The sequence below is a fragment of the Streptomyces vilmorinianum genome, assembly GCF_005517195.1.
Lineage (GTDB): Bacteria > Actinomycetota > Actinomycetes > Streptomycetales > Streptomycetaceae > Streptomyces > Streptomyces vilmorinianum.
This window is the reverse complement of record NZ_CP040244.1, coordinates 5,836,680-5,863,150: the sequence shown is the minus strand read 5'-3', so window position 1 is coordinate 5,863,150 and position 26,471 is coordinate 5,836,680. Positions and strand designations below refer to the sequence as shown.

At 71.8% G+C, this 26,471-nt stretch carries 30 protein-coding genes; 20 read left to right on the top strand and 10 right to left on the bottom strand.

Annotated elements, in window-relative coordinates; all coding sequences use genetic code 11:
- Positions 1–129: 129 nt before the first annotated feature.
- Entirely contained in the window at positions 130–846 is a 717-nt protein-coding gene (gene ndgR, locus FDM97_RS27105) for an IclR family transcriptional regulator NdgR (protein ID WP_005311436.1), read from the bottom strand.
- Positions 847–986: 140 nt separating this feature from the next.
- Between ndgR and leuC the strand changes: the two genes are divergently transcribed.
- The 4 genes from leuC (at position 987) to FDM97_RS27085 (ending at position 4,152) form a co-directional block, all read left to right on the top strand.
- On the top strand, positions 987–2,411 hold the full coding sequence (gene leuC, locus FDM97_RS27100) for a 3-isopropylmalate dehydratase large subunit (protein ID WP_137993146.1): 1,425 nt from the start codon (positions 987–989) through the stop codon (positions 2,409–2,411).
- Between the two features lie 6 nt (positions 2,412–2,417).
- Positions 2,418–3,011: a 3-isopropylmalate dehydratase small subunit gene (leuD, locus tag FDM97_RS27095; protein ID WP_137993145.1), complete on the top strand. Its 594-nt coding sequence runs from the start codon at positions 2,418–2,420 to the stop codon at positions 3,009–3,011.
- A gap of 104 nt (positions 3,012–3,115) precedes the next feature.
- A complete protein-coding gene (locus FDM97_RS27090) occupies positions 3,116–3,343 on the top strand; it encodes an SCO5555 family protein (protein WP_137993144.1) in 228 nt (75 codons plus the stop codon).
- A 143-nt stretch (positions 3,344–3,486) separates the two neighbouring features.
- Entirely contained in the window at positions 3,487–4,152 is a 666-nt protein-coding gene (locus tag FDM97_RS27085; protein ID WP_137993143.1) for an HU family DNA-binding protein, read from the top strand.
- A gap of 121 nt (positions 4,153–4,273) precedes the next feature.
- On the opposite strand, the gene FDM97_RS27080 is transcribed toward FDM97_RS27085, so the two are convergent.
- The gene (locus FDM97_RS27080) at positions 4,274–4,495 is read right to left on the bottom strand and encodes a hypothetical protein (protein WP_137993142.1); all 222 of its coding nucleotides are present in this window, start codon (positions 4,493–4,495) and stop codon (positions 4,274–4,276) included.
- A gap of 10 nt (positions 4,496–4,505) precedes the next feature.
- Positions 4,506–5,153 carry a 2-phospho-L-lactate guanylyltransferase gene (gene cofC / locus FDM97_RS27075; RefSeq protein ID WP_137993141.1) on the bottom strand — a complete coding sequence of 216 codons (648 nt, stop codon included), beginning with the start codon at positions 5,151–5,153 and terminating at the stop codon, positions 4,506–4,508.
- A 159-nt stretch (positions 5,154–5,312) separates the two neighbouring features.
- On the opposite strand from cofC, the gene FDM97_RS27070 reads away from it, so the two are divergent.
- Entirely contained in the window at positions 5,313–6,065 is a 753-nt protein-coding gene (locus FDM97_RS27070; RefSeq protein WP_137993140.1) for a lysophospholipid acyltransferase family protein, read from the top strand.
- The gene (locus FDM97_RS27065) at positions 6,062–7,063 is read left to right on the top strand and encodes an NAD(P)H-dependent glycerol-3-phosphate dehydrogenase (RefSeq protein WP_137993139.1); all 1,002 of its coding nucleotides are present in this window, start codon (positions 6,062–6,064) and stop codon (positions 7,061–7,063) included. Before FDM97_RS27070 ends, FDM97_RS27065 begins: the two co-directional genes overlap by 4 nt.
- Here the strand turns inward: FDM97_RS27065 and FDM97_RS27060 are convergent.
- Positions 7,020–7,217: a hypothetical protein gene (locus FDM97_RS27060; protein ID WP_137993138.1), complete on the bottom strand. Its 198-nt coding sequence runs from the start codon at positions 7,215–7,217 to the stop codon at positions 7,020–7,022. The two genes, FDM97_RS27065 and FDM97_RS27060, sit on opposite strands and share 44 nt — an antisense overlap.
- A gap of 21 nt (positions 7,218–7,238) precedes the next feature.
- Here FDM97_RS27060 and FDM97_RS27055 point away from each other — a divergent pair, with 21 nt between their 5' ends.
- Positions 7,239–8,378 carry a D-alanine--D-alanine ligase family protein gene (locus FDM97_RS27055; protein WP_137993137.1) on the top strand — a complete coding sequence of 380 codons (1,140 nt, stop codon included), beginning with the start codon at positions 7,239–7,241 and terminating at the stop codon, positions 8,376–8,378.
- On the opposite strand, the gene FDM97_RS27050 is transcribed toward FDM97_RS27055, so the two are convergent.
- Together FDM97_RS27050 and FDM97_RS27045 are read right to left on the bottom strand one after the other, a co-directional pair.
- Positions 8,375–8,860: a DUF3515 domain-containing protein gene (locus FDM97_RS27050; protein ID WP_137995048.1), complete on the bottom strand. Its 486-nt coding sequence runs from the start codon at positions 8,858–8,860 to the stop codon at positions 8,375–8,377. The two genes, FDM97_RS27055 and FDM97_RS27050, sit on opposite strands and share 4 nt — an antisense overlap.
- Positions 8,861–8,883: 23 nt before the next feature.
- Entirely contained in the window at positions 8,884–9,117 is a 234-nt protein-coding gene (locus FDM97_RS27045) for an Lrp/AsnC family transcriptional regulator (RefSeq protein ID WP_103548548.1), read from the bottom strand.
- Between the two features lie 254 nt (positions 9,118–9,371).
- Between FDM97_RS27045 and FDM97_RS27040 the strand changes: the two genes are divergently transcribed.
- Positions 9,372–10,334, top strand: coding sequence for a thiamine-phosphate kinase (locus FDM97_RS27040; protein WP_137993136.1), 963 nt, complete (start codon positions 9,372–9,374; stop codon positions 10,332–10,334).
- Positions 10,307–11,116 (top strand): bifunctional hydroxymethylpyrimidine kinase/phosphomethylpyrimidine kinase, encoded by an 810-nt coding sequence (gene thiD, locus FDM97_RS27035; RefSeq protein ID WP_432816288.1) that lies wholly within the window; start codon positions 10,307–10,309, stop codon positions 11,114–11,116. Before FDM97_RS27040 ends, thiD begins: the two co-directional genes overlap by 28 nt.
- A 124-nt stretch (positions 11,117–11,240) precedes the next feature.
- On the opposite strand, the gene rpmB is transcribed toward thiD, so the two are convergent.
- Positions 11,241–11,426 carry a 50S ribosomal protein L28 gene (gene rpmB / locus FDM97_RS27030; RefSeq protein ID WP_003957616.1) on the bottom strand — a complete coding sequence of 62 codons (186 nt, stop codon included), beginning with the start codon at positions 11,424–11,426 and terminating at the stop codon, positions 11,241–11,243.
- Between the two features lie 239 nt (positions 11,427–11,665).
- Between rpmB and FDM97_RS27025 the strand changes: the two genes are divergently transcribed.
- A complete protein-coding gene (locus FDM97_RS27025; RefSeq protein ID WP_137993134.1) occupies positions 11,666–13,246 on the top strand; it encodes a DAK2 domain-containing protein in 1,581 nt (526 codons plus the stop codon).
- 65 nt (positions 13,247–13,311) lie between these two features.
- Entirely contained in the window at positions 13,312–13,587 is a 276-nt protein-coding gene (locus FDM97_RS27020; protein ID WP_137993133.1) for a hypothetical protein, read from the top strand.
- A gap of 185 nt (positions 13,588–13,772) precedes the next feature.
- Here the strand turns inward: FDM97_RS27020 and FDM97_RS27015 are convergent, their stop codons facing one another.
- Positions 13,773–16,601 (bottom strand): tetratricopeptide repeat protein, encoded by a 2,829-nt coding sequence (locus FDM97_RS27015; RefSeq protein WP_137993132.1) that lies wholly within the window; start codon positions 16,599–16,601, stop codon positions 13,773–13,775.
- A gap of 306 nt (positions 16,602–16,907) precedes the next feature.
- On the opposite strand from FDM97_RS27015, the gene recG reads away from it, so the two are divergent.
- From recG to mutM, 8 genes are all read left to right on the top strand, one after another.
- Positions 16,908–19,127, top strand: a complete 2,220-nt coding sequence (recG, locus tag FDM97_RS27010) for an ATP-dependent DNA helicase RecG (protein WP_137993131.1) — start codon at positions 16,908–16,910, stop codon at positions 19,125–19,127.
- Between the two features lie 94 nt (positions 19,128–19,221).
- Entirely contained in the window at positions 19,222–19,806 is a 585-nt protein-coding gene (gene rsmD, locus FDM97_RS27005; RefSeq protein ID WP_137993130.1) for a 16S rRNA (guanine(966)-N(2))-methyltransferase RsmD, read from the top strand.
- A gap of 26 nt (positions 19,807–19,832) precedes the next feature.
- Positions 19,833–20,324 carry a pantetheine-phosphate adenylyltransferase gene (coaD, locus tag FDM97_RS27000; protein WP_217510298.1) on the top strand — a complete coding sequence of 164 codons (492 nt, stop codon included), beginning with the start codon at positions 19,833–19,835 and terminating at the stop codon, positions 20,322–20,324.
- Between the two features lie 121 nt (positions 20,325–20,445).
- Positions 20,446–21,495 (top strand): cell division initiation protein, encoded by a 1,050-nt coding sequence (locus tag FDM97_RS26995; protein ID WP_137993128.1) that lies wholly within the window; start codon positions 20,446–20,448, stop codon positions 21,493–21,495.
- 151 nt (positions 21,496–21,646) lie between these two features.
- Positions 21,647–22,285 carry a YceD family protein gene (locus FDM97_RS26990; RefSeq protein ID WP_137993127.1) on the top strand — a complete coding sequence of 213 codons (639 nt, stop codon included), beginning with the start codon at positions 21,647–21,649 and terminating at the stop codon, positions 22,283–22,285.
- A gap of 2 nt (positions 22,286–22,287) precedes the next feature.
- Entirely contained in the window at positions 22,288–22,461 is a 174-nt protein-coding gene (gene rpmF / locus FDM97_RS26985) for a 50S ribosomal protein L32 (RefSeq protein ID WP_030496967.1), read from the top strand.
- Positions 22,462–22,480: 19 nt separating this feature from the next.
- Positions 22,481–23,308 carry a ribonuclease III gene (rnc, locus tag FDM97_RS26980; RefSeq protein WP_137993126.1) on the top strand — a complete coding sequence of 276 codons (828 nt, stop codon included), beginning with the start codon at positions 22,481–22,483 and terminating at the stop codon, positions 23,306–23,308.
- A 165-nt stretch (positions 23,309–23,473) separates the two neighbouring features.
- Positions 23,474–24,334, top strand: a complete 861-nt coding sequence (gene mutM, locus FDM97_RS26975; RefSeq protein ID WP_137993125.1) for a bifunctional DNA-formamidopyrimidine glycosylase/DNA-(apurinic or apyrimidinic site) lyase — start codon at positions 23,474–23,476, stop codon at positions 24,332–24,334.
- Here mutM and FDM97_RS26970 read toward each other — a convergent pair.
- On the bottom strand, positions 24,324–24,707 hold the full coding sequence (locus FDM97_RS26970) for a winged helix-turn-helix transcriptional regulator (protein WP_137993124.1): 384 nt from the start codon (positions 24,705–24,707) through the stop codon (positions 24,324–24,326). The two genes, mutM and FDM97_RS26970, sit on opposite strands and share 11 nt — an antisense overlap.
- Before the next feature lie 120 nt (positions 24,708–24,827).
- On the opposite strand from FDM97_RS26970, the gene FDM97_RS26965 reads away from it, so the two are divergent.
- Positions 24,828–25,415: a flavodoxin family protein gene (locus tag FDM97_RS26965; protein WP_137993123.1), complete on the top strand. Its 588-nt coding sequence runs from the start codon at positions 24,828–24,830 to the stop codon at positions 25,413–25,415.
- Between the two features lie 82 nt (positions 25,416–25,497).
- On the opposite strand, the gene FDM97_RS26960 is transcribed toward FDM97_RS26965, so the two are convergent.
- Complete coding sequence (locus tag FDM97_RS26960) at positions 25,498–26,385, bottom strand: CAP domain-containing protein (RefSeq protein ID WP_137993122.1); 888 nt, start codon at positions 26,383–26,385, stop codon at positions 25,498–25,500.
- Positions 26,386–26,471 lie beyond the last annotated feature (86 nt).

The window sequence follows — 26,471 nt, the reverse complement described above, 5'->3', positions numbered from 1 at the left end:
CGAAGAAGCCCTTCCCTTCGGGGGAGGGCTTCTTCGCTGTTCAGGACACGTACACACAACTCCGGTCCACCGCTGCGGCGTTGGAGCGGTGGACCGGATCGGGCAGAAGGGGCGGGAGGAGCGGGGACGTCAGCCGTTGCGGCGCAGCGCCTCGGAGAGGCGGGCGGCCGCGTCGATCACCGCCTGCGCGTGCATACGGCCGGGGTGGCGGGTCAGGCGCTCGATCGGCCCGGAGACCGACACGGCGGCCACCACGCGGTTCGAAGGGCCGCGTACGGGCGCGGAGACCGACGCCACGCCGGGCTCCCGCTCGCCGATCGACTGGGCCCAGCCACGGCGCCGTACGCCCGACAGGGCCGTCGCCGTGAAGCGGGCGCCCTGAAGACCGCGGTGGAGCCGCTCGGGCTCCTCCCAGGCCATCAGGATCTGCGCCGAGGAGCCGGCCTTCATCGTCAGCGTGGAGCCGACCGGGACGGTGTCCCGAAGACCGGACAGCCGCTCGGCGGCCGCCACGCAGATGCGCATGTCGCCCTGACGACGATAGAGCTGGGCGCTCTCGCCGGTGACGTCGCGCAGATGCGTCAGTACCGGGCCCGCGGTGGCGAGCAGGCGATCCTCACCGGCCGCGGCGGCGAGCTCCGCCAGGCGCGGTCCGAGGATGAACCGGCCCTGCATGTCGCGCGCCACCATCCGGTGGTGTTCCAGTGCCACGGCCAGTCGGTGTGCCGTGGGTCGTGCGAGTCCCGTCGCCGCGACCAGACCTGCGAGGGTGGCCGGACCGGACTCCAGGGCGCTCAGGACAAGGGCTGCCTTGTCGAGAACGCCCACGCCGCTAGAGTTGTCCATGCAACGATATTCACGTCTCACTCTGTGAAACGCAAGTTCAATTTTTCCCGGAACCTGTGACCCTGGTGAGGCGGCCGCACAACGGCCCGCGAAACGGGTCTCTAGTTGTGCCGGCGTAGACGTCGGCCGGAGGGAAAGCGATGGGTAGGACACTCGCGGAGAAGGTCTGGGACGACCACGTCGTCCGGCGCGCCGAGGGCGAGCCCGACCTCCTCTTCATCGATCTGCACCTGCTGCACGAGGTGACCAGCCCCCAGGCGTTCGACGGCCTCCGTCAGAACGGCCGCCAGGTCCGGCGCCTCGACCTCACCATCGCCACCGAGGACCACAACACCCCGACCCTCGACATCGACAAGCCGATCGCCGACCCGGTCTCCCGCGCCCAGTTGGAGACCCTGCGCAAGAACTGCGCCGAGTTCGGCGTACGGCTGCACCCGCTGGGCGACGTCGAGCAGGGCGTCGTCCACGTCGTGGGCCCCCAGCTGGGCCTGACCCAGCCCGGCACCACGGTGGTCTGCGGCGACTCGCACACCTCCACGCACGGCGCCTTCGGCGCGCTGGCGTTCGGCATCGGCACCAGCCAGGTCGAGCACGTGCTCGCCACCCAGACGCTGCCGCTGGCCCGCCCCAAGACCATGGCGATCACGGTCGACGGCGAGCTGCCCGCGGACGTCACCGCCAAGGACCTGATCCTGGCGATCATCGCCAAGATCGGCACCGGCGGCGGCCAGGGCTACATCCTGGAGTACCGCGGCTCCGCCATCGAGAAGCTCTCGATGGAAGCCCGGATGACCATCTGCAACATGTCGATCGAGGCCGGCGCCCGCGCGGGCATGATCGCCCCCGACGAGACCACCTTCGCGTATCTGAAGGGCCGCGCCCACGCCCCCGAGGGCGAGGACTGGGACGCCGCCGTCGCGTACTGGAAGACGCTGAAGTCGGACGAGGACGCGGTCTTCGACGCCGAGGTCGTCATCGACGCCGCCTCCCTGGCGCCGTTCGTCACCTGGGGCACCAACCCCGGCCAGGGCGCGCCGCTTTCGTCGAACGTCCCCGACCCCGCTTCGTACGAAGACGCTTCGGAGCGTCTGGCCGCCGAAAAGGCCCTGGAGTACATGGGGTTGACCGCCGGGCAGCCGCTGCGGGACATCAAGGTCGACACCGTCTTCGTAGGCTCCTGCACCAACGGACGCATCGAGGACCTGCGCAACGCCGCCGCCCTCCTGGAAGGCCGCAAGGTCGCCGACGGCGTCCGGATGCTGGTCGTCCCCGGCTCGGTACGGGTCGCCCTGCAGGCCGTCGAGGAAGGCCTGGACAAGGTCTTCAAGGAGTCCGGCGCCGAATGGCGGCACGCGGGCTGCTCCATGTGTCTGGGCATGAACCCCGACCAACTGGCGCCCGGTGAGCGCTCCGCGTCCACCTCCAACCGCAACTTCGAGGGCCGGCAGGGCAAGGGCGGCCGGACCCACCTGGTCTCCCCCCAGGTCGCCGCCGCCACCGCCGTACTGGGCCATCTGGCCTCCCCGGCCGATCTGTCCGACGTCGCTACGCCCGCGGGGGTCTGAGGAACCATGGAAGCTTTCACCACGCACACCGGCCGGGCCGTTCCGCTGCGCCGCAGCAACGTCGACACCGACCAGATCATCCCCGCGCACTGGCTGAAGAAGGTCACCCGCGACGGCTTCGAGGACGGGCTGTTCGAGGCCTGGCGCAAGTCTGACGAGTTCGTGCTCAACCGCCCCGAGCGGCAGGGCGCCACGGTCCTGGTGGCCGGCCCCGACTTCGGCACCGGCTCCTCCCGTGAGCACGCCGTCTGGGCGCTGCAGAACTACGGCTTCAAGACCGTCATCTCCTCCCGGTTCGCCGACATCTTCCGCGGCAACTCGCTGAAGAACGGGCTGCTGACCGTCGTCCTGGACCAGAAGACCGTGGACGCGCTCTGGGAGCTGACGGAGGCCGACCCGACGGCCGAGATCACCGTCGACTTGGAGCGCCGCAAGGTGCTGGCGGCCGGGATCGACGCCGACTTCGAGCTCGACGAGAACGCCCGCTGGCGTCTGCTGAACGGTCTGGACGACATCAGCCTCACCCTTCAGAACGAAGCCGACATCGCGGCCTACGAGGCGGCCAGGCCGGCCTTCAAACCCCGTACAATTACCGTCTGAGCAGCGCTTTTCCACGACTGCGCCCCCCACCGCCCGGTGGGGGGCGCAGTCGCTTGTTGAGACCCCGTCGGGCGACAACTCGCCCTAGATGGCACAATCGGTGCATGGAACGCGACAGCCAACTCGAGCTCTATGAGGCAGTCGCCGCCCGATTGAAGGAAGCGCACACAAGGGTGCGCGAACTGCAAGTCCCGGAGGGCGTAAGGATGGCGCTGTCCCGGAAGCTGCTGGTCATCACGGCCGCGGCGAAGCACGATCTCACGGACGCGGCAACGCGCCTAGAACGGTTGATGAAGGACCTCGATGAGGGCCGATTCCCTGAAGACGACTGACACCAGGAACTCCGCAACGGGACTTCCGCGTTGCGGCACTAGGGTGATTAGCCCGTTTCGTGTTTGATTTGCGGTATATACATGCCTAACGTGCGAAAAAGCTTGAACACTTTCGTTCTGGCAATGTCTCCGAAGGGGAAGACGTGAACAAGGCGCAGCTCGTAGAAGCGATTGCCGACAAGCTCGGCGGCCGTCAGCAGGCCGCGGACGCTGTCGACGCGGTGCTGGACGCGATCGTGCGTGCCGTGGTCGGCGGGGACCGGGTCTCGGTCACCGGCTTCGGTTCGTTCGAGAAGGTCGACCGTCCGGCCCGGTACGCCCGCAACCCGCAGACGGGTGAGCGCGTGCGGGTCAAGAAGACCTCGGTGCCGCGCTTCCGTGCGGGGCAGGGCTTCAAGGACCTGGTCAGCGGCTCGAAGAAGCTCCCCAAGGGCGGCGAGGTCGCCGTCAAGAAGGCGCCCAAGGGCAGCCTCATGGGCGGTGCCGCGGCCGCGACCGTGAAGAAGGCCGCGGCCAAGAAGACCACGGCCGCCAAGAAGGCGGCGGCCAAGAAGGCCGCTCCCGCGAAGAAGGTCACCGCGAAGAAGGTCACGGCGAAGAAGGCGCCCGCCAAGAAGACCACGACGGCGGCGAAGAAGACCACGGCGGCGGCCAAGAAGGCGGCCCCGGCGAAGAAGACGACGGCCGCGGCCAAGAAGACCGTCGCCAAGAAGACCGCGCCGGCGAAGAAGGCCACGGCGAAGAAGGCGCCCGCCAAGAAGACGACGGCGCGCAAGACCACCGCCAAGAAGGCCGCCGCGAAGAAGTAGGAGTAAGCGGCACAAGGGCCGAGGGCCACTCACACGCCGGGCCGGGCTCCCCTCGGGGAGCCCGGCCCGCGGCGCGTCCACGCCCTGTTCGGCCCATCGGAGGCCGTTCGCTTCGGTGGAATCAGAGGGTCTGCAGGGTCACCAGCGTGATGCGCAGCCCCGCACCGCCACCGGCGTCACCGGTCGCGGGCTCCGTCTCGATCCGTACCCGCTGCCCCGGACGCAGCAGCCGCAGCCCGCCCGCGTCGAAGGCCTCGGCCCCGAACTCCACCGGGGTGCCGTCGTCGAGCAGCACACTGCCGCTGCGGGTCTCGGGATCGTACGTGTACGCGGTCGCCTGCATGGGCCGCAGCCTATCCGGCCGCACGATCCCAGTGGGCCGCCGTCCGCGGGCCGACACCCAGGGCCAGCGCCGCCGCCAGATCCTCGCCGGTGTCCACGTCCCGGCGCACGGAATCCACCCCCGCCAGCCGGATTTCCACCGCCCCCGACGACAAATGCCGTCGGCGCGAGGCGCCCCCGAAAGCAGGTGCCAATTCCACTCCGGGACCCGCCGAGAGGAATGTCGTACCGATTTCGGCGGCATCCGCGAGAAATGTCCGGGGAAATTCTCCGGCCGCGTGAAGGACCCGGGCCAGCTCCCCGGGGCGCAGCGCCGGCAGGTCCGCGTTGAGCGCCGCCACGCGCGCGCCGGGGCGCGCGCGCCGCACCGTCCGCGCCCCGTGCGCCAGCGCCGCGTTGAGCCCCGCGGCCGGGGAGTCGGCCACGATCCGCGCGCCGAGCGCCGCAAGCGCCGCCGCGGCCGCCGGGTCGTCCGTGACGACCGCCACATCCCGCACCCGGCCGCATGCCAGCGCCGCGGCCACCGTGTCCTGCGCGAACGCCAGCGCGAGCCGGGGGCGCAGCAGCGCCCCGGTGGCCGCGGCGAGCCTGCTCTTCGCCCGCGCAAGGGGCTTCAGGGGTACGACCAGGGACCAGCCGTCGTCCGGATCGATGTTCATCGGGGCCCATTGTGTCCCGACACCGCCCACCGCGTCCGACGAGCCGGAAGGGCGGCGCCCGGCGGCGGCGCGAGCCCGGGGCGTACGGTGTTCTCGACAGACCAGGAGCATGGGGCGACACTTGACCCCCTGCATGCCAGTCCAGAGGAAGGTGCACGAGTGTCCCGCCGCAGAATCGGCTTCTGGTACCGCCTGGCGGCGGTCATCGCCAAACCCCCCCTGGTGGTTCTGTTCAAGCGGGACTGGCGCGGAACGGAACACATTCCGGCCGACGGCGGATTCATCACCGCGGTCAATCACAACTCGTATCTGGACCCGCTGTCCTACGCGCACTTCCAGTACAACACCGGACGCGTCCCGCGCTTTCTCGCCAAGGCCGGCCTTTTCAAGGGCTCGTTCGTCGGCACGATGCTGCGCGGCACCGGACAGATCCCCGTCTACCGCGAAACGACCAACGCGCTCGACGCCTTCCGCGCAGCCGTCGAGGCCATCGAGCGCGGCGAGTGCGTCGCCTTCTACCCCGAGGGCACCCTCACCCGCGACCCCGCCATGTGGCCCATGGCCGGCAAGACCGGCGCCGCCCGCGTCGCGCTGCTCACCAAGGCCCCGGTCATCCCGGTCGCCCAGTGGGGCGCCAACCTCGCGATGCCGCCGTACGCCAAGGAGAACAAGCTCAACCTGTTCCCCCGCAAGACGCTGATCGTGCAGGCCGGTCCGCCCGTCGACCTCTCACGCTTCTACGACCAGGAGCCGACGCCCGACGTCCTGCGCGAGGCGACCGAGGTCATCATGGCCGCGATCACCGCGCTCCTGGAGGACGTCCGCGGCGAGAAGGCGCCGGCCGAGCCGTACGACCACCGCAAGGCCCGGCTGGAGCAGCGGCGCAAGGCCGCCGGGGAGGGCCTGAAGTGACCAAGGCAGCCGTATTCGGAACCGGATCGTGGGGCACGGCCTTCGCGATGGTCCTCGCGGACGCGGGCTGCGAGGTGACCCTCTGGGGCCGCCGCGCCGAACTCGTCGACGCCATCAACACCACCCGCACCAACCCCGACTACCTCCCGGGCATCGAACTCCCGGCGAACGTCCGGGCCACCACCGACCCCGCCGAGGCCGCCCGCGACGCCGAGTTCACGGTGCTCGCCATCCCCTCGCAGACCCTGCGCGGCAACCTCGCCGAGTGGGCCCCCAAGCTGGCCCCCGACACCGTCCTCGTCTCCCTGATGAAGGGCGTCGAACTCGGCACCGCCAAGCGCATGAGCGAGGTCATCGAGGAGGTCGCCAAGGTCCCCGCCGAGCGCGTGGCCGTCCTCACCGGCCCCAACCTCGCCAAGGAGATCGCCGCCCGGCAGCCCGCCGCCGCCGTGGTCGCCTGCGCCGACGAATCGGTCGCCCAGCGCCTCCAGACCGCCTGCATGACCCCGTACTTCCGCCCGTACACCAACACCGACGTCGTCGGCTGCGAACTGGGCGGAGCGGTCAAGAACGTCATCGGGCTCGCCGTCGGCATCGCCGACGGCATGGGACTCGGCGACAACTCCAAGGCCACGCTCATCACCCGCGGCCTCGCCGAGACCACCCGGCTCGGCCTCGCCATGGGAGCCGACCCGCTCACCTTCTCCGGCCTCGCCGGCCTCGGCGACCTGGTCGCCACCTGCTCCTCCCCGCTCTCCCGCAACCACACCTTCGGCACCAACCTGGGCCGCGGGATGACGCTGGAGGAGACGATCGCGGCCACCAAGCAGACCGCGGAGGGCGTCAAGTCCTGCGAGTCGGTGCTCGATCTGGCCCGCCGCCACGGGGTCGACATGCCGATCACGGAGACGGTCGTCTCGATCGTCCACGAGGGCAAGCCGCCGATCGTCGCCCTCAAGGAACTGATGTCGCGCAGCGCCAAGTCCGAACGCCGCTGAGGACGCCGCCGAGGACGCCGCCGAGGACGCCGCCGAGGACGCCGCCGAAGACGCCGCCGAAGACGCCGCCGAAGGCGCCGCCGAGGACGTCACCGCGCGCGTGCGCTACGCCGGACGCGCGCGGCGGGCCGGGGCTCTTAAACGCATCGAACACGCAAGGTACGCTCATCGCGTTATGAGCGAGAACACCCAGAGCCCCCGCAAGCCGCGCGTGGCCGTCGTCTTCGGCGGACGCAGCTCCGAGCACGCCATCTCCGTCGTCACGGCCGGCGCCGTCCTGCGCGCCATCGACCGGACCAAGTACGACGTGCTGCCCATCGGCATCACGACGGACGGGCGCTGGGCGCTGACCGCCGACGCCCCCGAGCGGATGGCCATCGCCGAGCGCTCCCTGCCGAACGTCTCCGACCTGACCGAGTCCGAGCAGGGCGGCGTCGTCCTCTCCGTCGACCCGGCCAACCGCGAGGTCGTGTACACCGAGCCCGGCTCCGTGCCCAAGGCCCTCGGCGAGGTCGACGTCGTGTTCCCGATGCTGCACGGCCCGTACGGCGAGGACGGCACCCTCCAGGGCCTCCTGGAGCTCTCCGGCGTCCCCTACGTCGGCGCGGGCGTCCTCGCCTCCGCCGTCGGCCAGGACAAGGAGTACATGAAGCGGGTGTTCACCTCCTTCGGGCTGCCCGTCGGCCCGTACGAGGTCATCCGCCCGCGCGAGTGGGAGCAGAACCCCGCCGCCGCCCGCAAGAAGATCGTCGAGTTCGCCGCCGAGCACGGCTGGCCGCTCTTCGTGAAGCCCGCCCGTGGCGGCTCCTCCATGGGCATCACCAAGGTCGACGACCTCTCCGGCCTGGACGAGGCCATCGAGGAGGCCCGCCGCCACGACCCCAAGATCCTCGTCGAGTCGCTGCTGCGCGGCCGCGAGATCGAGTGCGGCGTCCTGGAGTTCGAGGACGGCCCGCGCGCCAGCGTGCCGGCCGAGATCCCGCCCGTCACCGACCACGACTTCTACGACTTCGAGGCCAAGTACATCGACTCGGCCTCCGGCATCGTGCCCGCGCCGATCGGCGACGAGGCCACCGCCGAGGTCCAGCGGCTCGCGGTCGCCGCGTACGAGGCCGTCTCCTGCGAGGGCCTGGTCCGCGCCGACTTCTTCCTCACGGAGGACGGCGGGTTCGTGATCAACGAGATCAACACCATGCCGGGCTTCACCCCGATCTCCATGTACCCGCGCATGTGGCAGGAGAGCGGCGTCAGCTACCCCGAGCTCGTCGACCGGCTGATCCAGGCCGCGCTGACCCGCTCCACGGGCCTGCGCTAGTCGCACTCCAGGGAGCAGGGAACGGCCTTCTCCACGGGGGCGGCGAGCGCCGTGAGCGGACTCGCGTCGTGCGCGTACCGCTCGTCCAGCGTCACCTCGACGTACGTCTTGCGATACACCGAGGTGAAACGGGGTCCGCCGCCCTCCGGCTGTTCCAGCATCCAGCGCACGCCGTCCACCGAGATGCCGTGCGACTGGGGATCGCTCATCTTTTCGGGCCGGGGGACCCCGCAGCGCAGTACGATCGCCGCATCCCCCCACCCGGCGGTCAGCTCGGAGCCCGGCTCCGGATCGTTGCGCTCCAGCCCCGCCACGGTGTCGGGGAGCTCCTTCGCCAGCGCCTGGCAGAGGGCGGCTTCCTCGGCCGGAGGGCTGGGAACCGGGACCGACGCCTTCGCGTCCGTGGAGGAGCAACCCGCGGCGGTCAGCAGCAGCACGGCGGCGATGGCGGCGGGCAGGCCGAAAGGCCGGTGGGAAGACATCACCGGCCAAGGGTAGACGGGGGCTACAGATGCACGACCGGGCAGGTGAGGGTCCTCGTGATGCCGTCCACTTGCTGGACCTTGGCGACCACCATGCGGCCCAGCGCGTCGACCGTGTCGGCCTGGGCGCGGACGATCACGTCGTACGGGCCCGTCACGTCTTCCGCCTGGATCACTCCCGGGATCTTGGAGATGGTCTCGGCGACGGTCGACGCCTTGCCCACCTCGGTCTGAATGAGGATGTACGCCTGTACCACGGAACCTCCAGGGCGGCCACGAGGATCTTGTGGGAGAAAGGGACGCCACGGTACCGCGTCGCCGAGGGCCGCGGGGAGACCTGCGCGCCCCGAGGCGTTCAGAGTGTGGCGTACGCACGACAGAAGTTGACGGTCTACTTGACGGTACCCAGCGCGGTGACGGCTCGCGACCCGCACAGCGACCCGCACAGCGAGCGGCGGAGCGACGCGCACGGCGACCCGGCGGCCGGCACGACAACACGAGGTGAGACGCGGTGAAGGGCACAGTAGGAGAACTGGGGGAGTTCGGGCTCATCAGGGAGCTCACCTCCCGGCTCACCTCCACCCCGGCGGTACGGATCGGACCCGGCGACGACGCCGCGGTCGTCTCCGCGCCCGACCGGCGCGTGGTGGCCAGCACGGACATCCTGCTCGAAGGACGTCACTTCCGCCGCGACTGGTCGACGGCGTACGACGTCGGCCGCAAGGCGGCCGCACAGAACCTCGCCGACATCGCCGCGATGGGCGCCGTCCCCACCGCGCTGCTCCTCGGCCTGGTCGTCCCCGCCGAACTCCCGGTCACCTGGCCCACCGAGCTCATGGACGGCCTGCGTGACGAGTGCCAGGTCGCGGGCGCGGCCGTCGTCGGCGGCGACGTCGTCCGCGGCGACACCATCACCGTCGCCATCACCGCGCTCGGCGACCTGCGCAACCACGACCCCGTGACCCGGGGCGGGGCGCAGCCCGGCGACGTCGTCGCGTACACCGGCTGGCTCGGCTGGTCCGCCGCCGGCTACGCGGTGCTCTCCCGCGGCTTCCGCTCCCCGCGCGCCTTCGTCGAGGCCCACCGGCGCCCCGAACCGCCGTACCACGCGGGCCCCGCGGCCGCCGGGCTCGGCGCCACCGCCATGTGCGACGTCAGCGACGGACTCATCGCCGACCTCGGCCACATCGCCGAGGCCAGCAAGGTCCGTATCGACCTGCGCTCCGGGCTCATCGACATCCCCACGCAGATGAACGACATCGGGCAGGCGGTGGGCGTCGACCCGCTGCAGTGGGTGCTCACCGGGGGAGAGGACCACGCCATCGTCGCCACCTTCCCGCCGGACGTGAAGCTGCCGGCCCGCTGGAAGGTCATCGGCGAGGTCCTCAACCCCTCCGCGCTGCCGCAGGTGACGGTGGACGGGGCGCCCTGGCACACCAAGGGCGGCTGGGACCACTTCGGGGGCCACGAGTGAGCCCGCCCCTGGCCCTCACCGTCGCCGGATCCGACTCCGGCGGCGGCGCGGGCATCCAGGCCGACCTCAAGACGATGCTCGCCCTCGGCGTCCACGGCATGAGCGTGATCACCGCCGTCACCGCCCAGAACTCGCTGGGCGTCCAGGGCGCGTGGGAACTGCCCGAGGAGGCCGTACGGGCCCAGTACCGCGCCGTCGTCGACGACATCGGCGTCCAGGCCGTGAAGACCGGCATGCTGTCCTCCGCCACGCTGGTGGAGACGGTGGCGGAGCTGCTCGCGGGAACGGACGCGCCGGTGGTGGTCGACCCGGTCGGGGTCTCCAAGCACGGCGACCCGCTGCTCGCGGCCTCCGCGCTGGATTCCGTACGGAAGAAGCTGCTGCCGGTCGCGACGGTGGCCACGCCCAACCTGGACGAGGTGGCGCAGCTCACGGGAGTCGTCGTCGAGCGGGAGTCCGATCTGCGGGCGGCCGCGGCGGCGATCCTGGCGTACGGCCCGCGGTGGGCGCTCATCAAGGGCGGCCACCTCGAAGGGGACGCCGTCGACCTGCTCACGGACGGGGACGAGGAGCACTGGCTGCGCGCTCCCCGGCACGAGAACCGGCACACGCACGGGACGGGCTGCACGCTCGCCTCGGCGGTGGCGTCGGGCCTCGCGAAGGGGCTGACCGTGCCGGAGGCGGTGCGGGAGGCGAAGCAGTACGTGACGGGCGCGATCGCGGCCGGGTTCACGCTGGGCGCGGGGATCGGCCCGGTGGACCACGGCTGGCGTCTTCGCTGAGAAGACCTGCTGAGCTGAGAAGAACTGCCGAGAAGACCTCAGGGCATGGCAAAAGGCCGGTTCACCGAGGTGAACCGGCCTTTCAAGGCAACCGCAGGGGCTGCGCTACGACGAAACGTCGGCGTTAGCGCGAGACCTTGCCGGCCTTGATGCACGAGGTGCAGACGTTGAGCCGCTTCGGCGTCCGACCGACCACGGCACGCACGCGCTGGATGTTCGGGTTCCAGCGACGAGACGTACGGCGGTGCGAGTGCGAAATGTTGTTGCCGAAGCCCGGCCCCTTGCCGCAGACGTCGCAGTTGGCAGCCACGGGTCACTCCAAAGACTTCAGATTTACAGTGAAATCCGGCGCACCGGAATCAGAGTTCTGAAGTGGCTTGCCGGGGAAATGGCCCGACTCTCGCCGGGCAACCGAAGCAGCATACAACGGCTGCTCCCGTAGAACGAAACTACCACGGCCGCCGCGGCCCCCGCTCCGGGCCCAGGTCACGAGCGGGTCTACGCTGCGGTGAGCTCACCGCAGACGCCGCCTAGCAGGAGGATCACCCGTTGCCGCAGACCGCGCAGACCCTCGACGCCGCAGCGGTCCGAGCCTGGTGCGTACGGGCGCTGGACGCGCTCGGCCGGGAGCGCGAGGAGATCGACGCGATCAACGTCTATCCGATCGCCGACGGGGACACCGGCACGAACCTGTATCTGACGGTGGAGTCAGCCGCCCAGGCGGTCGAGGCGGTCTTCGCGGCGGACGAGCCGGACGCGGGCGACGCCATACGGGCCATGGCCCACGGGGCCCTCATCGGCGCCCGGGGCAACTCGGGGACGATCCTCTCGCAGCTGCTGCGCGGCATGGCGTCCGTGCTCGCGGACGGGCGTGACGGCGACCACCTCGCCCGGTCCCTGGCGGCGGCGGCCCTGGCGGCCCGGAAGGCCGTGGCCCACCCCGTCGAAGGAACGATCCTGAGCGTCGCGGGCGCCGCGGCCGGCGCCTGCGAGGGGGGTGGAAGCCTCGCGGCGGTGGCCAGGGGGGCGTACGAGGGGGCAAGGACCGCCCTTGAGGCCACCCCCGGACAACTGGCCGTGCTCGAACGCGCCGGGGTCGTGGACGCGGGAGGACGGGGTCTGGTGGCCGTCCTCGGCGCGCTGGTGGAGGTCGTGTCGGGAGAGGCGCGGGTACGGCCGCCCGTGGCCTCGCACCGGCCGCACGTGGCCCTGGAGGACTGCGCCTCGGAGGGCGGACCGGCGTTCGAGGTGATCTACCTCCTGGAAGCGGACGACGCGGCCGTGGAACGGCTACGAGCCCGGCTCGACGCGCTCGGCGACTCCCTGGTCGTCGTCGGAGGCGACGGGCTGTGGAACGTCCACGTCCATGTCGACGACGCGGGAGCGGCGGTCGAGGCGGGCGTGGAGGCGGGCCGGCCGTACCGGATCCGGATCACGCACTTCGCGGGCGTGGAGCGCCGGGAGCCGGCCCAGCGCGCGGTGGTCGCGGTGGTCCCCGGCGAGGGACTCGCGGGCCTGTGCGAGGAGGCCGGGGCGACGACGGTGCTGGCCAGGCCGGGGGAGCCGCCGGCCAGCGGAGAGCTCGTCGACGCGATCCGGCGGGCCCACGCGCGCGAGGTGGTGCTCCTGCCCAACGACACCGACCTGCGCCACACGGCGGGCGCGGCGGCCGAACAGGCCCGCGCGGAGGGCATCCGGGTCGCCCTGATCCCGACCCGGGCAGCCGTCCAGGGCATCGCGGCGCTGGCCGTCCACGAGCCCGAGCGCCGCTTCGACGAGGACGTGGTCGCGATGACGGCGGCGGCGGGCGCGACCCGGTACGCCGAACTCGCCGTCGCCGAACGCCAGTCCTTCACCTCGGCGGGCGTCTGCCAGGCCGGCGACATCCTGGGCCTGATCGAGGGCGACGTCGCGGTCATCGGCCAGGACCTGACGACAACGGCCCGCACGGTCCTGGACCGCATGCTCTCGGCGGGCGGCGAACTGGTGACCCTGATCGTCTCGGACGACACCCCGGAGTCACTGTCCCCCGCACTCGAACGCCACGTCCGCGACACCTACCTGGCAGTCGACACAACGACCTACCACGCGGGCCACGGCGCACCGGCACTCTTGATCGGCGTGGAGTAGCCGTGACCTTGAAGCGGCACTGATCCCCGGGGGCCTGCCCGCCCGGCCCACCACGGTTGCGGGCGATGGGGAGCGCGGCAACGGCGGCGCGGACCAGCCTGCGGGATGCCCTTGGTGGGCGGTTCCGGCGGCGCGTAGCCGCCGCGCTGGAGAGCAGCGGCCGTCGTGCGGCCCGGCGGCGCGAGCCGCCGCGTCTGAAGGCGGCGGTGGGGGCCGTGGTTCGGGCGCGCGAGACCAACCTGCTGGATCGCAGTGTCGTGCGGGCCTGTCGCCGCGAAGCCGCGGCGCTCGACGGTGGTGGTGGCGCGGTTCCGGCGGCGCGTGAAGTGCCGCGCGCCTGACAGCACCGGCGGGCACGCAGCCTCGGCCGCGCGGAGCTGCGGCGCCCCGAACGCCGCCGGTGGGGGGCTCAGTCCCGGCGGCGCGAAGCTGCCGCCCCCTGGGGGGCGGGGGCCGAGGCCCCGGTCTCGTCAGGGTTTCGGGGAGGGGCGGGGTGGGGGAAATCCACCGCCCCCAACCGCCAACGTCAGGTCGCCGCCCGCTCCAGCACCGCCTCCGCCTCGCCGCGGCGCTCGGCCGCCGCGCCCTCCTCCGACGGGGCGTACTCCGCGAGCACGCCCCGCGCCAGGGTCGCCGCCGCCGCGTGGTTCTCCAGGTTCAGGTGGAGCCACGCCGCGAGCAGCTGCGCCGCCGTGCGACGGTCGCGGACCCCCGGACCCGCCTCCGCCTCGGCGAACGCCGACACCGCCCGCTCCGCGTACGACAGCGCCTCCCGGACGTCCTTCTCCGCCAGCAGCTCCGCGGTCTGGGCGTACGTGTCCGCCCGCTCCACCACGTCCTCCCCGCACGCCTCCGCCGCCGCGTCCATCAGGGCCCGCCCCTCCCCGGCCCCCGCGATCCACGCCCGTACCCGCAGCGTCCTGACGTACGCCGCCGCGTCGCCCAGCTCCCGCCACAGCTCACCGGCCCGCTCGTACGCCGCCGCGGCCTGCGGCTTCAGCTCCGCCTGGAGCAGTGCCTGCGCCGCCAGGTTCGCCAGCATCGCGTGGTCCCGCTGCTCCGGCCACTTCTTCGCGAGCTCCGCCGCCCGCAGCCACTGCTCCGCCGCGGACCGGGGCTCGTTCAGAGCCATGAGGCAGTCGCCGAGCCACCACAGCGTCTGGACGACCGCCCCGTCGCCGTGCTCCTCCACGGACAGGTCCGGCAGCACCGCCTCCAGGATCGCCGCGGCCTCCTCCGTACGGCTCTCCCGTACCAGCCAGCCGCCCAGCAGATGCCGTGCGTACGCGCCGATCCCACGGCTCTCGCCCGCCTCGTCGGCCCAGTGCGCAGCCTCCAGGGCATGCTCCACGGCCTCCCCGAACCGCCGGCCGGCGGCGAGGACTTCGGCCAACTGGAGCCGCAGGCGGGTCTGCCCGGACGCCCCCGCGTACCCCGCGCCGTGGTCGAGGGCCGCACGGGCCGCCCGCTCGGCGCCGCCCAGATCGCCGAGGTGGAGGGCGACGCGGGAGAGGCGGGTCTCCGGCTCCACGGCGTACCAGGGCATCCCGGCCCGGTGGTACAGCTCCGCCGCGTACGCGTACTGCCGCGCCGCCCCCTCGGCGTCCCCGTGGTGCGCGGCCAGGTCGGCCCGTACGGACTCGGCCTCGGCGACCCGGTCGGCGACCGCCCGGTCGTCGGCGTACGGCGAGGCGAAGGCGAGGAGTTCGTCCACGGACCGCGCGACCTCCTCGGCGGGCGCGCCGTCCTCGCCGCCCCCGCCCCCGCCCTCCGCCTCGTGTAGCCGCAGCAGCCGGACCCGTACGCGGATCAGCAGCGCGCCCGCGGCCTGCCGGGCCGTCGCCGCACCCTCGGCGTGCAGGGCCAGGACCCGGCCGATCGCCTCCTCGACGGCCGCCGACGCCTCCTCCGTCCGCCCGCCCAGCGCCAGCGCGTACGCGCACCGGGCCCGGGCGGCCTCGGCCTCTCCGGGATCGCCCGCCGCTTCGTAGCCCTCGGCCGCCGACAGGAAGAGGCGTACCGACTCCGCCGGACCCTCCTCCAGAGCCATCGCCCGGTGGTCGTCCAGCTCGGCCCGCGCGAGAACGTCCACGTCGACCCGCCCGGCCGCGACGGCCCGGCCCAGGGCATCCCAGGCCGCCCGCGCGTCCGGGTGCCGCTCCTTAGACAGCCGCCGGGCCCGCGCGAGCAGGTCCTCCGAGGAACCGGTCGGAGCGGCCGTCACCGGCGGGCGAAGCGGTACCGGACCCGCCGCCCGTACCCCCAGCGGCAGCCGCTCCATCAGCGGCGCCCGCGCCATCCGCTCCCGGACCGCCTCGCCCACCCGCCCCGTGCCGTTGCGCTCGTCGAAGAGGCGGGCGATCGCCAGCGCTTCCACGCGCGCGTGGCCCGCGAGTTCGCCCGCCGTCCACGACGAACCCGCCGGGCCCGGCACCGACTGCCCGCCGTGCCCGAGCGCCACCAGCCGGTCCGTCAGCAGGGCCGTCACCGCCAGGAAGTCCAGGTGGCTGTCCGGGTCGCCGCGGTCGGTGAAGAAGCCCGGCCGCTCCGCCAGGATCTCCAGACCCCGCGCCTCGTTCCCGGTCAGCGCGCAGAACTCGATGTGCAGCGCCACCGCATCGCGCATGCTCTCCATCGGCCGCACCAGACGGTAGCCCCGCAGATGGTTCGTACGGGCCTCCTCCGCCCGGCCGAGCCGGACCAGCGGCAGGAGGGACGAGGCGAGGACCGCGTGCGGCTCATGGGCGCAGGCGTGCTCGCCGTCCAGGACCGGCGCCCATGTCTTCAGGGCCTGCTCGTCGTCGCCGAGTTCCACGGACCACGCGCCCTGGCCGTGCAGCTCGCAGGCGTGGCAGTCGGCCATCCGGTCGCGGTCGGCCGCCAGCCAGGCCGCGTACGCCCGGGCCGCCCGCTCCCGGTCGCCGATGTGCCGGGCCACCCGGAACTCGCCCTGCCGCACGGCCCGTTCGGAATGGCCCGCCAGGCGGTAGCGGCGCTCCATCTCGCCGAGCCACTTCTCGATCGACGCGAGCGGAATGTGCGGCTGGTCGAGCATGCCGCTGGAGACCCACTTGAAGACCCAGTGCAGGGAGTGCGTCTCGTAGGCGTCGAAGTCCGCCGGATTCTCGTCCCACATCCCCAGCAGGCGCGAGAAGGGCACGAACATCTTCGCCTTCTCGGAGCTGTAGTTGTACACCTGCAGCTGGTGGCCGAGCGCGGCGATCACGGCCGGCCGCTCGCCGGTCCGTTCGGCCTCGGAGAGCAGCCGCTCGGCGCGCGCGTTGCGCGCGGGCCCCTCGGGCTGCTCGGCGTTCTCCCGCATGGCCTCGCGCAGGGCCTGAAGGGTCAGCGTCATGCGTGGTTCTCCCCGTGGTGGAGGCGTGCGGTGTCTGATCGGCAGTCATCGCCGGCGGCGTCCGGAGGAGCCGGAGGCGACGGAGGGGGGAGAGGCGTCATGGTAGGCCTCGCGGCGCCGACGTGACCAGCGGATATCCACAGCCTGCGGGACGGGTGTCAGTGCGGTGGTGTGCAATGGAACATGTGCCTGCGCTCGACGAACCCCTGAAGAACCCGAAGAACCCGCAGAACCCGCAGAACCCGGAGAACCCACGGAGCCCGCGGAAGCTGCGGAAGCCGCTCGGTGCCCCCGAGGGGAGGCGCCGTGCTGCTCGCTGACCCGCTGAAGAACCTCCTCGGCGCCGCCACCGCCAAGGTGATGGCCGAGCACCTCGACCTCCACACGGTCGGGGACCTCCTCCACCACTACCCCCGGCGGTACGCGGAGCGCGGCGAGCTCACCGCCCTCGCCGACCTGCCGCTGGACGAGCACGTCACGGTGGTCGCGCAGGTCGCCGACGCGCGCGTGATGACCTTCAACAAGGGCGGCCGGGGCAAGGGTCAGCGCCTGGAGGTGACGATCACCGACGGCAGCGGCCGGATGCAGCTGGTCTTCTTCGGCCGGGCGGTCTACTTCCACCAGAAGGAGCTGCTCCCGGGCCGCCGCGGGATGTTCGCCGGCAAGGTCGGCGTCTTCAACCGCAAGCTCCAGCTCTCCCACCCCGAGTACAAGCTCCTGGACGCCGACAGCAGCGACGAGACGGTCAAGGCGTTCGCGAGCGAGCTGCTCCCGATCTACCCGGCCTGCAAGCAGCTGGAGTCCTGGACCATCGAGCAGTCCGTCTCCATCGCCCTGGACTCCCTGGCCGCCACCGGCTGGGCCGGCCTCGCCGACCCGCTGCCGCCCGCCCTGCGCGAGGGACGCGGCCTCGCCGACCTGCCCGAGGCGCTCCAGAAGGTCCACCGGCCCCGTACGAAGGCGGACATCGAGGACGCCAGGCAGCGGCTGAAGTGGGACGAGGCCTTCGTCCTCCAGGTCGCCCTCGCCCGCCGGCGGTACGCGGACACCCAACTGCCCGCCGTCGCCCGCAAGCCGATCCCCGGCGGCCTCCTCGACGCCTTCGACGCCAAGCTGCCCTTCACCCTCACCGACGGCCAGCAGAAGGTCTCCCGGGAGATCTTCGACGACCTCGCGACCGAGCACCCGATGCACCGCCTCCTCCAGGGCGAAGTCGGATCGGGAAAGACGATGGTGGCCCTGCGCGCCATGCTCGCCGTCGTCGACGCCGGGGGACAGGCCGCGATGCTCGCGCCCACCGAGGTCCTCGCCCAGCAGCACCACCGCTCGGTCACCGAGATGATGGGCGAGCTCGCCGAGGGAGGCATGCTCGGCGGATCCGAGCACGCCACCAAGGTCGTCCTGCTCACCGGCTCGATGGGCGCCGCCGGCCGCCGGCAGGCCCTGCTCGACCTCGTCACCGGCGAGGCCGGGATCGTCATCGGCACGCACGCCCTGATCGAGGACAAGGTGCAGTTCCACGACCTCGGCCTGGTCGTGGTGGACGAGCAGCACCGCTTCGGCGTGGAGCAGCGCGACGCCCTGCGCGGCAAGGGGAAGCAGCCTCCGCACCTGCTCGTCATGACGGCCACCCCGATCCCGCGCACGGTCGCCATGACCGTCTTCGGCGACCTGGAGACCTCCGTCCTCGACCAGCTGCCCGCCGGGCGTTCGCCGATCGCCAGCCATGTCGTCCCGGCCGCCGACAAGCCGCACTTCCTCACGCGCGCGTGGGAGCGCGTGCGCGAAGAGGTGGAGAACGGCCACCAGGCGTACGTCGTCTGCCCCCGCATCGGCGACGGTGAGGACGAGAACGGCAGGAACGGCAAGGGCGCGAAGAAGAAGCCGTCCCCCGAGGACGAGGCCGAGAAGCGCCCGCCGCTCGCCGTGCTCGAGATCGCCGAGCAGCTCACCCGGGGACCCCTCGCCGGGCTCCGTGTCGAGGTCCTGCACGGCCGGATGCACCCGGACGACAAGGACGACGTCATGCGCCGCTTCGCCGCCGGCGAGGTCGACGTCCTGGTCGCCACCACCGTCATCGAGGTCGGCGTCAACGTCCCCAACGCCACCGCCATGGTGATCATGGACGCCGACCGTTTCGGCGTCTCCCAGCTCCACCAGCTCCGCGGCCGTGTCGGCCGGGGCTCCGCCCCCGGCCTCTGCCTCCTCGTCACCGAGATGCCCGAGGCCAGCCCCGCCCGCCGGCGTCTCGCCGCCGTCGCCTCCACCCTCGACGGCTTCGAGCTCTCCCGGATCGACCTGGAGGAGCGCCGCGAGGGCGACGTCCTCGGCCAGGCCCAGTCCGGCGTCCGCTCCTCCCTGCGGATGCTCACCGTCATCGACGACGAGGAGGTCATCGCCGCCGCCCGCGAGGAGGCCACCGCCGTCGTCCTCGCCGACCCGGACCTCACCGGCCACCCCGAGCTGCGCACCGCCCTGGACGCCCTCCTGGACAAGGAGCGGGAGGAGTTCCTGGAGAAGGGGTGACGTCAGACCCCCCTCACCCGCCATATCGTGGAGACACAGACCTCTGTGCCACCCCGGAGGCGAACCGAGCCCCGAAGAAGGACAAGGACCTCAGATGACCCGCGTGATCGCCGGTACCGCCGGCGGACGCCGACTGGCCGTGCCCCCCGGCAACGGCACCCGCCCCACCTCCGACCGGGCGCGCGAGGGCCTCTTCTCCACCTGGGAGTCGCTCCTCGGCACCCTCGACGGGGTCCGGGTCGCCGACCTGTACGCCGGCTCGGGCGCCGTCGGCCTGGAGGCGCTCTCCCGTGGCGCCTCCCACGCCCTCCTCGTCGAGGCGGACGCCCGCGCCGCCCGCACCGTCCGCGAGAACGTCCGCGCGCTCGGTCTGCCCGGCGCCGAGCTCCGCACGGGCAAAGCGGAACAGATCGTGACGGGACCGGCCCCCTCCGCCCCCTACGACCTGGTCTTCCTCGACCCGCCGTACGCCGTCTCGGACGACGATCTTCGCGAGATCCTCCTCACACTCCGCTCGGGGGGCTGGATCGGCGAGGACGCGCTCGTCACCGTGGAGCGCAGCACCCGAGGCGGGGAGTTCGGCTGGCCGGCCGGCTTCGAACCACTGCGGGCCCGTCGCTACGGCGAGGGAACGTTTTGGTACGGTCGCGCCGCCTCTACGTGCGAAGACGCACGATGACCGGACCGGAGAGCGAGGGACCCAAGTTGCGCCGCGCCGTCTGTCCGGGGTCATTCGACCCCATCACCAACGGACATCTCGACATCATCGCCCGCGCCTCCAAGCTGTACGACGTCGTACATGTCGCGGTGATGATCAACCAGTCCAAGAAGGGGCTGTTCACCGTCGACGAGCGGATCGAGCTGATCCGTGAGGTCACCGCCGACTTCGGCAACGTCCAGGTCGAGTCCTTCCACGGCCTGCTCGTCGACTTCTGCAAGCAGCGCGACATCCCCGCCATCGTCAAGGGCCTGCGCGCGGTCAGCGACTTCGACTACGAGCTGCAGATGGCCCAGATGAACAACGGGCTCTCGGGCGTGGAGACCCTCTTCGTCCCCACCAACCCCACGTACAGCTTCCTGTCCTCCTCCCTGGTCAAGGAGGTCGCCGCCTGGGGCGGCGACGTCTCCCACCTCGTGCCGCCGGCCGTCCTCGGCCGGCTGACCGAGCGCCTCGCCGAGCGGCGCACAGCGCAGTGACCCGGAGGTGACCACGAGCCACGGTCGCTGACGGTCGGTCATCTGGTGTCGGACGGGGGACGACTGCCCTTACAGTCGTCCCGTCCGTCTTCATTCAGCTGTAGAGAGTGGCGAGCACCCGGTGGACGTGCAGAAGAAGCTCGACGAGATCGTTTCCACGATCGCAAACGCCCGCTCCATGCCCATGTCGGCGTCCTGCGTGGTCAACCGCGCCGAGCTGCTCGCCATGCTCGAAGAGGTACGGGAGGCCCTGCCGGGCTCCCTGGCCCAGGCCCAGGAGCTCCTCGGCGGGCGCGAGCAGATGGTCGAGCAGGCCCGGCAGGAGGCCGAGCGGATCATCGAGGCCGCCCACGCCGAGCGCGGCTCGCTGATCTCCGACACCCAGGTCGCCCGCCAGTCCCAGGACGAGGCGGACCGGATCCTCTCCGAGGCCCGCCGCGAGGCCGAGGAGATCCGCGCCGAGGCCGACGACTACGTCGACTCCAAGCTCGCCAACTTCGAGGTCGTCCTCAACAAGACGATCGGCTCGGTCGACCGCGGCCGCGAGAAGCTGCTCGGCCGCGGCCCGGGGCTCGACCAGGACGGCTACGCCGACGAGGACGCCCCCGAGTACAGCGCGGACCCGCAGACCCTGATCCACCGGGGCGGCGGGGCCGATGAGTTCATTGCCGCGAAGCTGGGCGCCTTCGAGGCCGTGCTGTCCAAGACCCTGGAGGCCGTCGGCCGCGGCCGGCAGAAGCTGCACGGCCGGATCGCCACCGACGAGCTCGGCGCGCACATGGCGGCCCAGGACGCGGCCGGCAACGCCGTGCACACCAGCGACGCCGACTATCTGGCCGGGCTCGCGGAGCTGGCCGACCCCGAGCCGGTGCAGCAGCCCGTCATGCAGCAGGCCCCGCAGATCCCGGCGCAGCAGCAGCCGCAGCCCGACCCGTACGGGTACCAGCAGCCGCAGCACCAGGACGCGTACGCGTACCAGCAGGACCCGTACGCGTACCAGCAGCAGGACCCCTACGCGTACCAGCAGCCCCAGCAGGCGTACGACTACCAGCAGCCCCAGGGACACCAGCCGCAGGCCGCCGCGCTCGACGAGACCAGCTTCTTCGACACGAGCATGATCGACCTGGAGCAGCTGCGGCAGTACGAGCAGGGGCACGGGCAGGGGCACTGAGCCCGTACCCGTACAGGCCCGGATTGGGCCCTGAGCGAAGCGTCCAGTATCCTGGCTCTTCGGTCGCGCGTATGCCCGCGATCCATGCTGCCCGCTTCGTCTCTCGATTCGAACACGGCAGCCCCCTCACGATCCGAAAGCAGGAAGAACCCTGAGTACGCGCCTGGACCACCGCAACCCCCTCGTGTTCGACACGCACGAGCTGGGGCGGCGTCCCGGTGCCCTCCAGCGGCTCTCCCGCTCGGTCACGGCTCCCAAGGACCTCGGTGTCGAAGGAGTCGTCGGTGTGCCGGAAGGCGCGCCCGTGGAGATCGAGCTCCGTCTCGAGTCGGTCATGGAAGGGGTGCTTGTCACAGGCACCGCCCGTGCATCGGCCGAGGGGGAGTGCGTAAGGTGTCTGGAGCCCGTCGAGCTCGAGCTCGACGTGGATTTCCAGGAGATGTTCTCGTACCCCGACTCCGACGACCGGGGCCGCTCCAAGGCGGCCGCGGGCGACGAAGCCGAGGACGACGAGGACATGACCCCCCTCGAGGACGGCATGTTCGACCTCGAACCCGTGCTGCGGGATGCGGTGGTGCTCGCACTGCCGATGCAGCCGGTGTGCCGGGAGGACTGTGCGGGTCTGTGTTCCGAATGCGGAATCAACCTGAACGACAACCCGGACCACCACCATGACGCCGTCGACATCCGATGGGCGGCGTTGCAGGGACTCGCCGGTTCGCTGGGAACCGGGGAGAAGGACAACATGAGCGGCGCCGAAGCTGGCGTCGACGAGAAGCAGGAGAAGTAGCCGTGGCTGTTCCGAAGCGGAAGATGTCGCGCAGCAACACGCGCCACCGCCGGTCGCAGTGGAAGGCTGCGGTCCCCACCCTGGTTTCGTGTGAGCGTTGCCAGGAGCCGAAGCAGCAGCACATCGCGTGCCCGAGCTGCGGCACCTACAACAAGCGCCAGGTCCTCTCGGTCTGAGTGGCTGGTGAGAGGCGCAATGTCTGAGTCCAACAAGTCGGACAATGCCTCGTCCCACACGCTTCTGGAAGGGCGGCTCGGGTATCAGCTCGAGTCCGCCCTTCTGGTGCGTGCGCTGACGCACCGCTCCTACGCGTACGAGAACGGCGGTCTGCCCACCAACGAGCGGCTGGAGTTCCTCGGGGACTCCGTACTCGGCCTGGTGGTCACGGACACGCTGTACCGCACCCACCCCGACCTGCCCGAAGGCCAGCTGGCCAAGCTGCGGGCCGCGGTGGTCAACTCGCGTGCGCTGGCGGAGGTCGGCCGCGGCCTCGAACTCGGCTCCTTCATCCGGCTCGGCCGGGGCGAAGAGGGCACGGGCGGCCGGGACAAGGCGTCCATCCTCGCCGACACCCTTGAAGCGGTGATCGGTGCGGTCTATCTCGACCAGGGCCTCGACGCGGCCTCGGAGCTGGTGCACCGGCTCTTCGACCCGCTGATCGAGAAGTCCTCGAACCTCGGTGCAGGACTGGACTGGAAGACCAGCCTCCAGGAGCTGACCGCGGCCGAGGGACTGGGTGTTCCGGAGTACCTCGTCTCCGAGACGGGCCCGGACCACGAGAAGACCTTCACTGCTGCCGCCCGCGTCGGTGGTGTCTCGTACGGCACCGGCACCGGCCGCAGCAAGAAGGAAGCGGAGCAGCAGGCGGCGGAGTCCGCGTGGCGCGCGATTCGCGCGGCGGCGGACGAGCGCGCGGCGGCGGCGAAGGCCGCGGTCGAGGCGGGAGCGCAAGCGGTGGTGGCGGAAGAGGCCGCCGACACCTCTTCGCCCACCGATCAGGCTGCCGACCAGGCTTCGGCCTGAGGCCCCCTTTCCTTGACGACCCCGCCCGGGGCCCTGCACAGGGCCCCGGGCGGGGTCGTTTTTCGCGTGGCGGCCGCACCTGCCGGTCCGGGCTCGGAAGCCGGGGCCGCTCGTCCGAGCGGTAGGCTGCGGGCATCGTTCTCGTACCCCCTCCGGAGGAGTCCCGTGCCCGAGTTGCCCGAGGTCGAGGTCGTACGGCGCGGTCTTGAGCGCTGGGTCGGCGGGCGCACCGTGGGCGAGGTCGAGGTGCTCCATCCCCGGGCCGTGCGCAGGCACATGGCCGGCGGCGAGGACTTCGCCGCCCGCCTCAAGGGGCATCGCCTCGGGGTCGCGCGCCGGCGCGGCAAGTACCTCTGGATCCCCCTCGCGGACTCCGGCGCCTCGATCCTCGGCCATCTCGGCATGAGCGGACAGCTGCTCGTCCAGCCCGAGGACGCCCCGGACGAGAAGCACCTGCGCATCCGCATCCGGTTCGAGGACGGCCTTGGCACCGAGCTGCGCTTCGTCGACCAGCGCACCTTCGGCGGGCTCTCGCTCCACGACAACACGGCGGACGGCCTTCCGGACGTCATCGCGCACATCGCGCGCGACCCCCTGGACCCGGAGTTCGACGACGCCGCGTTCCAGGCGGCGCTGCGTCTGCGGCGTACGACCGTCAAGCGGGCGCTGCTCGACCAGTCGCTGATCAGCGGGGTCGGGAACATCTACGCCGACGAGGCGCTGTGGCGCGCCAAGCTGCACTACGATCGCCCCACCGCGAGTCTGACCCGGCCCCGTTCCGCCGAACTGCTCGGCCATGTACGGGACGTCATGAACGCGGCCCTCGCCGCCGGCGGGACCAGCTTCGACAGCCTCTACGTGAATGTGAACGGCGAGTCCGGCTACTTCGACCGGTCCCTCGACGCCTACGGGCGCGAGGACGAGCCGTGCCGCCGCTGCGGTACGCCGATACGGCGCCGCCCGTGGATGAACCGGTCCAGCTACTTCTGCCCGCGCTGCCAGCGCCCGCCGCGCGCTACGGCGTGACCGTCTCGCGCGCCGCGTCGTAGCTCTCGCGCGCCGACAGGACCTGCGGCATCCGGCCCTCCACCAGCTCGATCAGACCGAGCAGTCGCTCGGCGATCTCGCGTCCCAGCGGGGTGAGCTCGTAGTCCACGCGCGGCGGGTTCGTCGGCTGCGCCTCACGGTGGACCAGCCCGTCGCGCTCCAGGGCGTGCAGGGTCTGCGACAGCATCTTCTCGCTCACGCCGTCGACCCGGCGCCGCAGCTCGTTGAAGCGGAACGTGCCGTCGTACAGGGCGCCGAGGGTGAGGCTGCCCCAGCGGCCCGTCACATGCTCCAGCGTGCCGCGCGAGGGACAGGCCCGGGCGAACACGTCGAAGGCGATGTCGTCAGTCATGCCTCTACCATACTCGCGCGCAGCGCTTACCATCGGCATGCGCTTACTAATAGTTTGCGCTATCGAAAAGTAAGTGCTCTACTTCTCGTCGTCCCCGCCGTGCTGATGAGGAGTTCCCCCGTGACCACCCCTGTCGTCTCCATCGCCTACCACTCCGGCTACGGCCACACCGCCGTCCTCGCCGAGGCCGTCCGGGCCGGCGCCGCCGACGGCGGCGCCACGGTCCACCTGATCAAGGTCGACGAGATCACCGACGCCGAGTGGGCGCTCCTCGACTCCTCCGACGCGATCGTCTTCGGCTCCCCGACCTACATGGGCACCGCCTCCGGCGCCTTCCACGCCTTCGCCGAGGCCAGCTCCAAGCGCTGGTTCTCCGACGCCTGGCGGGACAAGCTGGCCGCCGGCTTCACCAACTCGGCCTCCAAGAGCGGCGACAAGCTGCACACCCTGCAGTTCTTCCAGATCCTGGCCGGCCAGCACGGCATGCACTGGGTCAACCTGGGGCTCAAGCCCGGCTGGAACTCCAGCGAGGCGTCCGAGTTCGACCTCAACCGCCTCGGCTTCTTCACCGGCGCCGCCGCTCAGTCCAACAACGACCAGGGCCCCGAGGACGTGCACAAGGCGGACCTCGCCACGGCCGAGCACCTCGGCCGCCGGGTCGCCGAGACCGCCCGCACCTTCGCGGCCGGCCGCGCCGCCGCCGCGTAAGGCACGGACAGAAGCGGAGAGGGCCCCGTCACCACCCGGTGACGGGGCCCTCTCCTTCGTACGCCTGTCGTATCCCGTCGGCTCAGAAGCCGAAGTCCTGGGTCCACCACGGGCCGCCGTCCGCGAAGTGCACCCCGACACCCATCGTCGTGTAGTCGCAGTTCAGGATGTTCGCGCGGTGGCCGTCGCTGTTCATCCACGCGTCCATCACGGCCGCGGCGTCCGCCTGGCCCCGGGCGATGTTCTCGCCGGCCATGCCGGAGACCCCCGCCTGGCGGGCACGCTCCCAGGGGGTGTCGCCGTCCGGGTCCGTGTGGTCGAAGAAGCCGCGCGCGGCCATGTCCTCGCTGAAGGCACCGGCCAGCGCGGCGAGCCGCGCGTCCGAGCGCACCGGGACACAGCCCACCTTGGCCCGCTCCGCGTTGACCAGACGCACGACCTCCGCCTCGGCGGCGGCGTCCCTGCTCACCGGCGCGGGCGCCTCGGTGGGCACGACGGGCTTCTCGGTCGTCGGGGCCGGCTTCGGCTTCGCCTTCTTCGACGGCGCGGCGGCCGTGGTCTTCGACGGTGTCGGAGTCGGCTTCGGCTTCGGGGAGGCGGTGGTCTTCGAGGGGGTCGGCGAAGGCGTCGCGGACGGCGAGGCCTTCCGCGCGGGCGCCTCGGGGGACGTGCTCCGCTCGGCGGACGGGGTCGCGGACGAGCCACCCTGCGTCGTCAGCTCCGGAGCCTGCCGGGACTGGCTCTGCTTCTCACCGGAGCCGGCGCTGCCGACGGTGTACGTCTCCCCGCCCGGCAGCAGGCCCGCGGCGACGGCGACCGCGCCGACCGCCACCGCGGCCGAGACCCCGAGCAGTCCGGTACGCACGGGCGCGCCCCGCCTCTTGCGGCGGGCCCCCTGATGCCGGCGGTCCGAACCCGCCGCGTACTCTTCTGCGGCGGGCGCGGCGCCGGAGCGACGATGGCGTCCCATCTGCTCTGCCTTCCTGACGACCTGTGCTGTGATCTTTGCTGATCTTTGCTTCTGCGGGCCCCGCGTGGGGCCTGTCGAACGAGAGG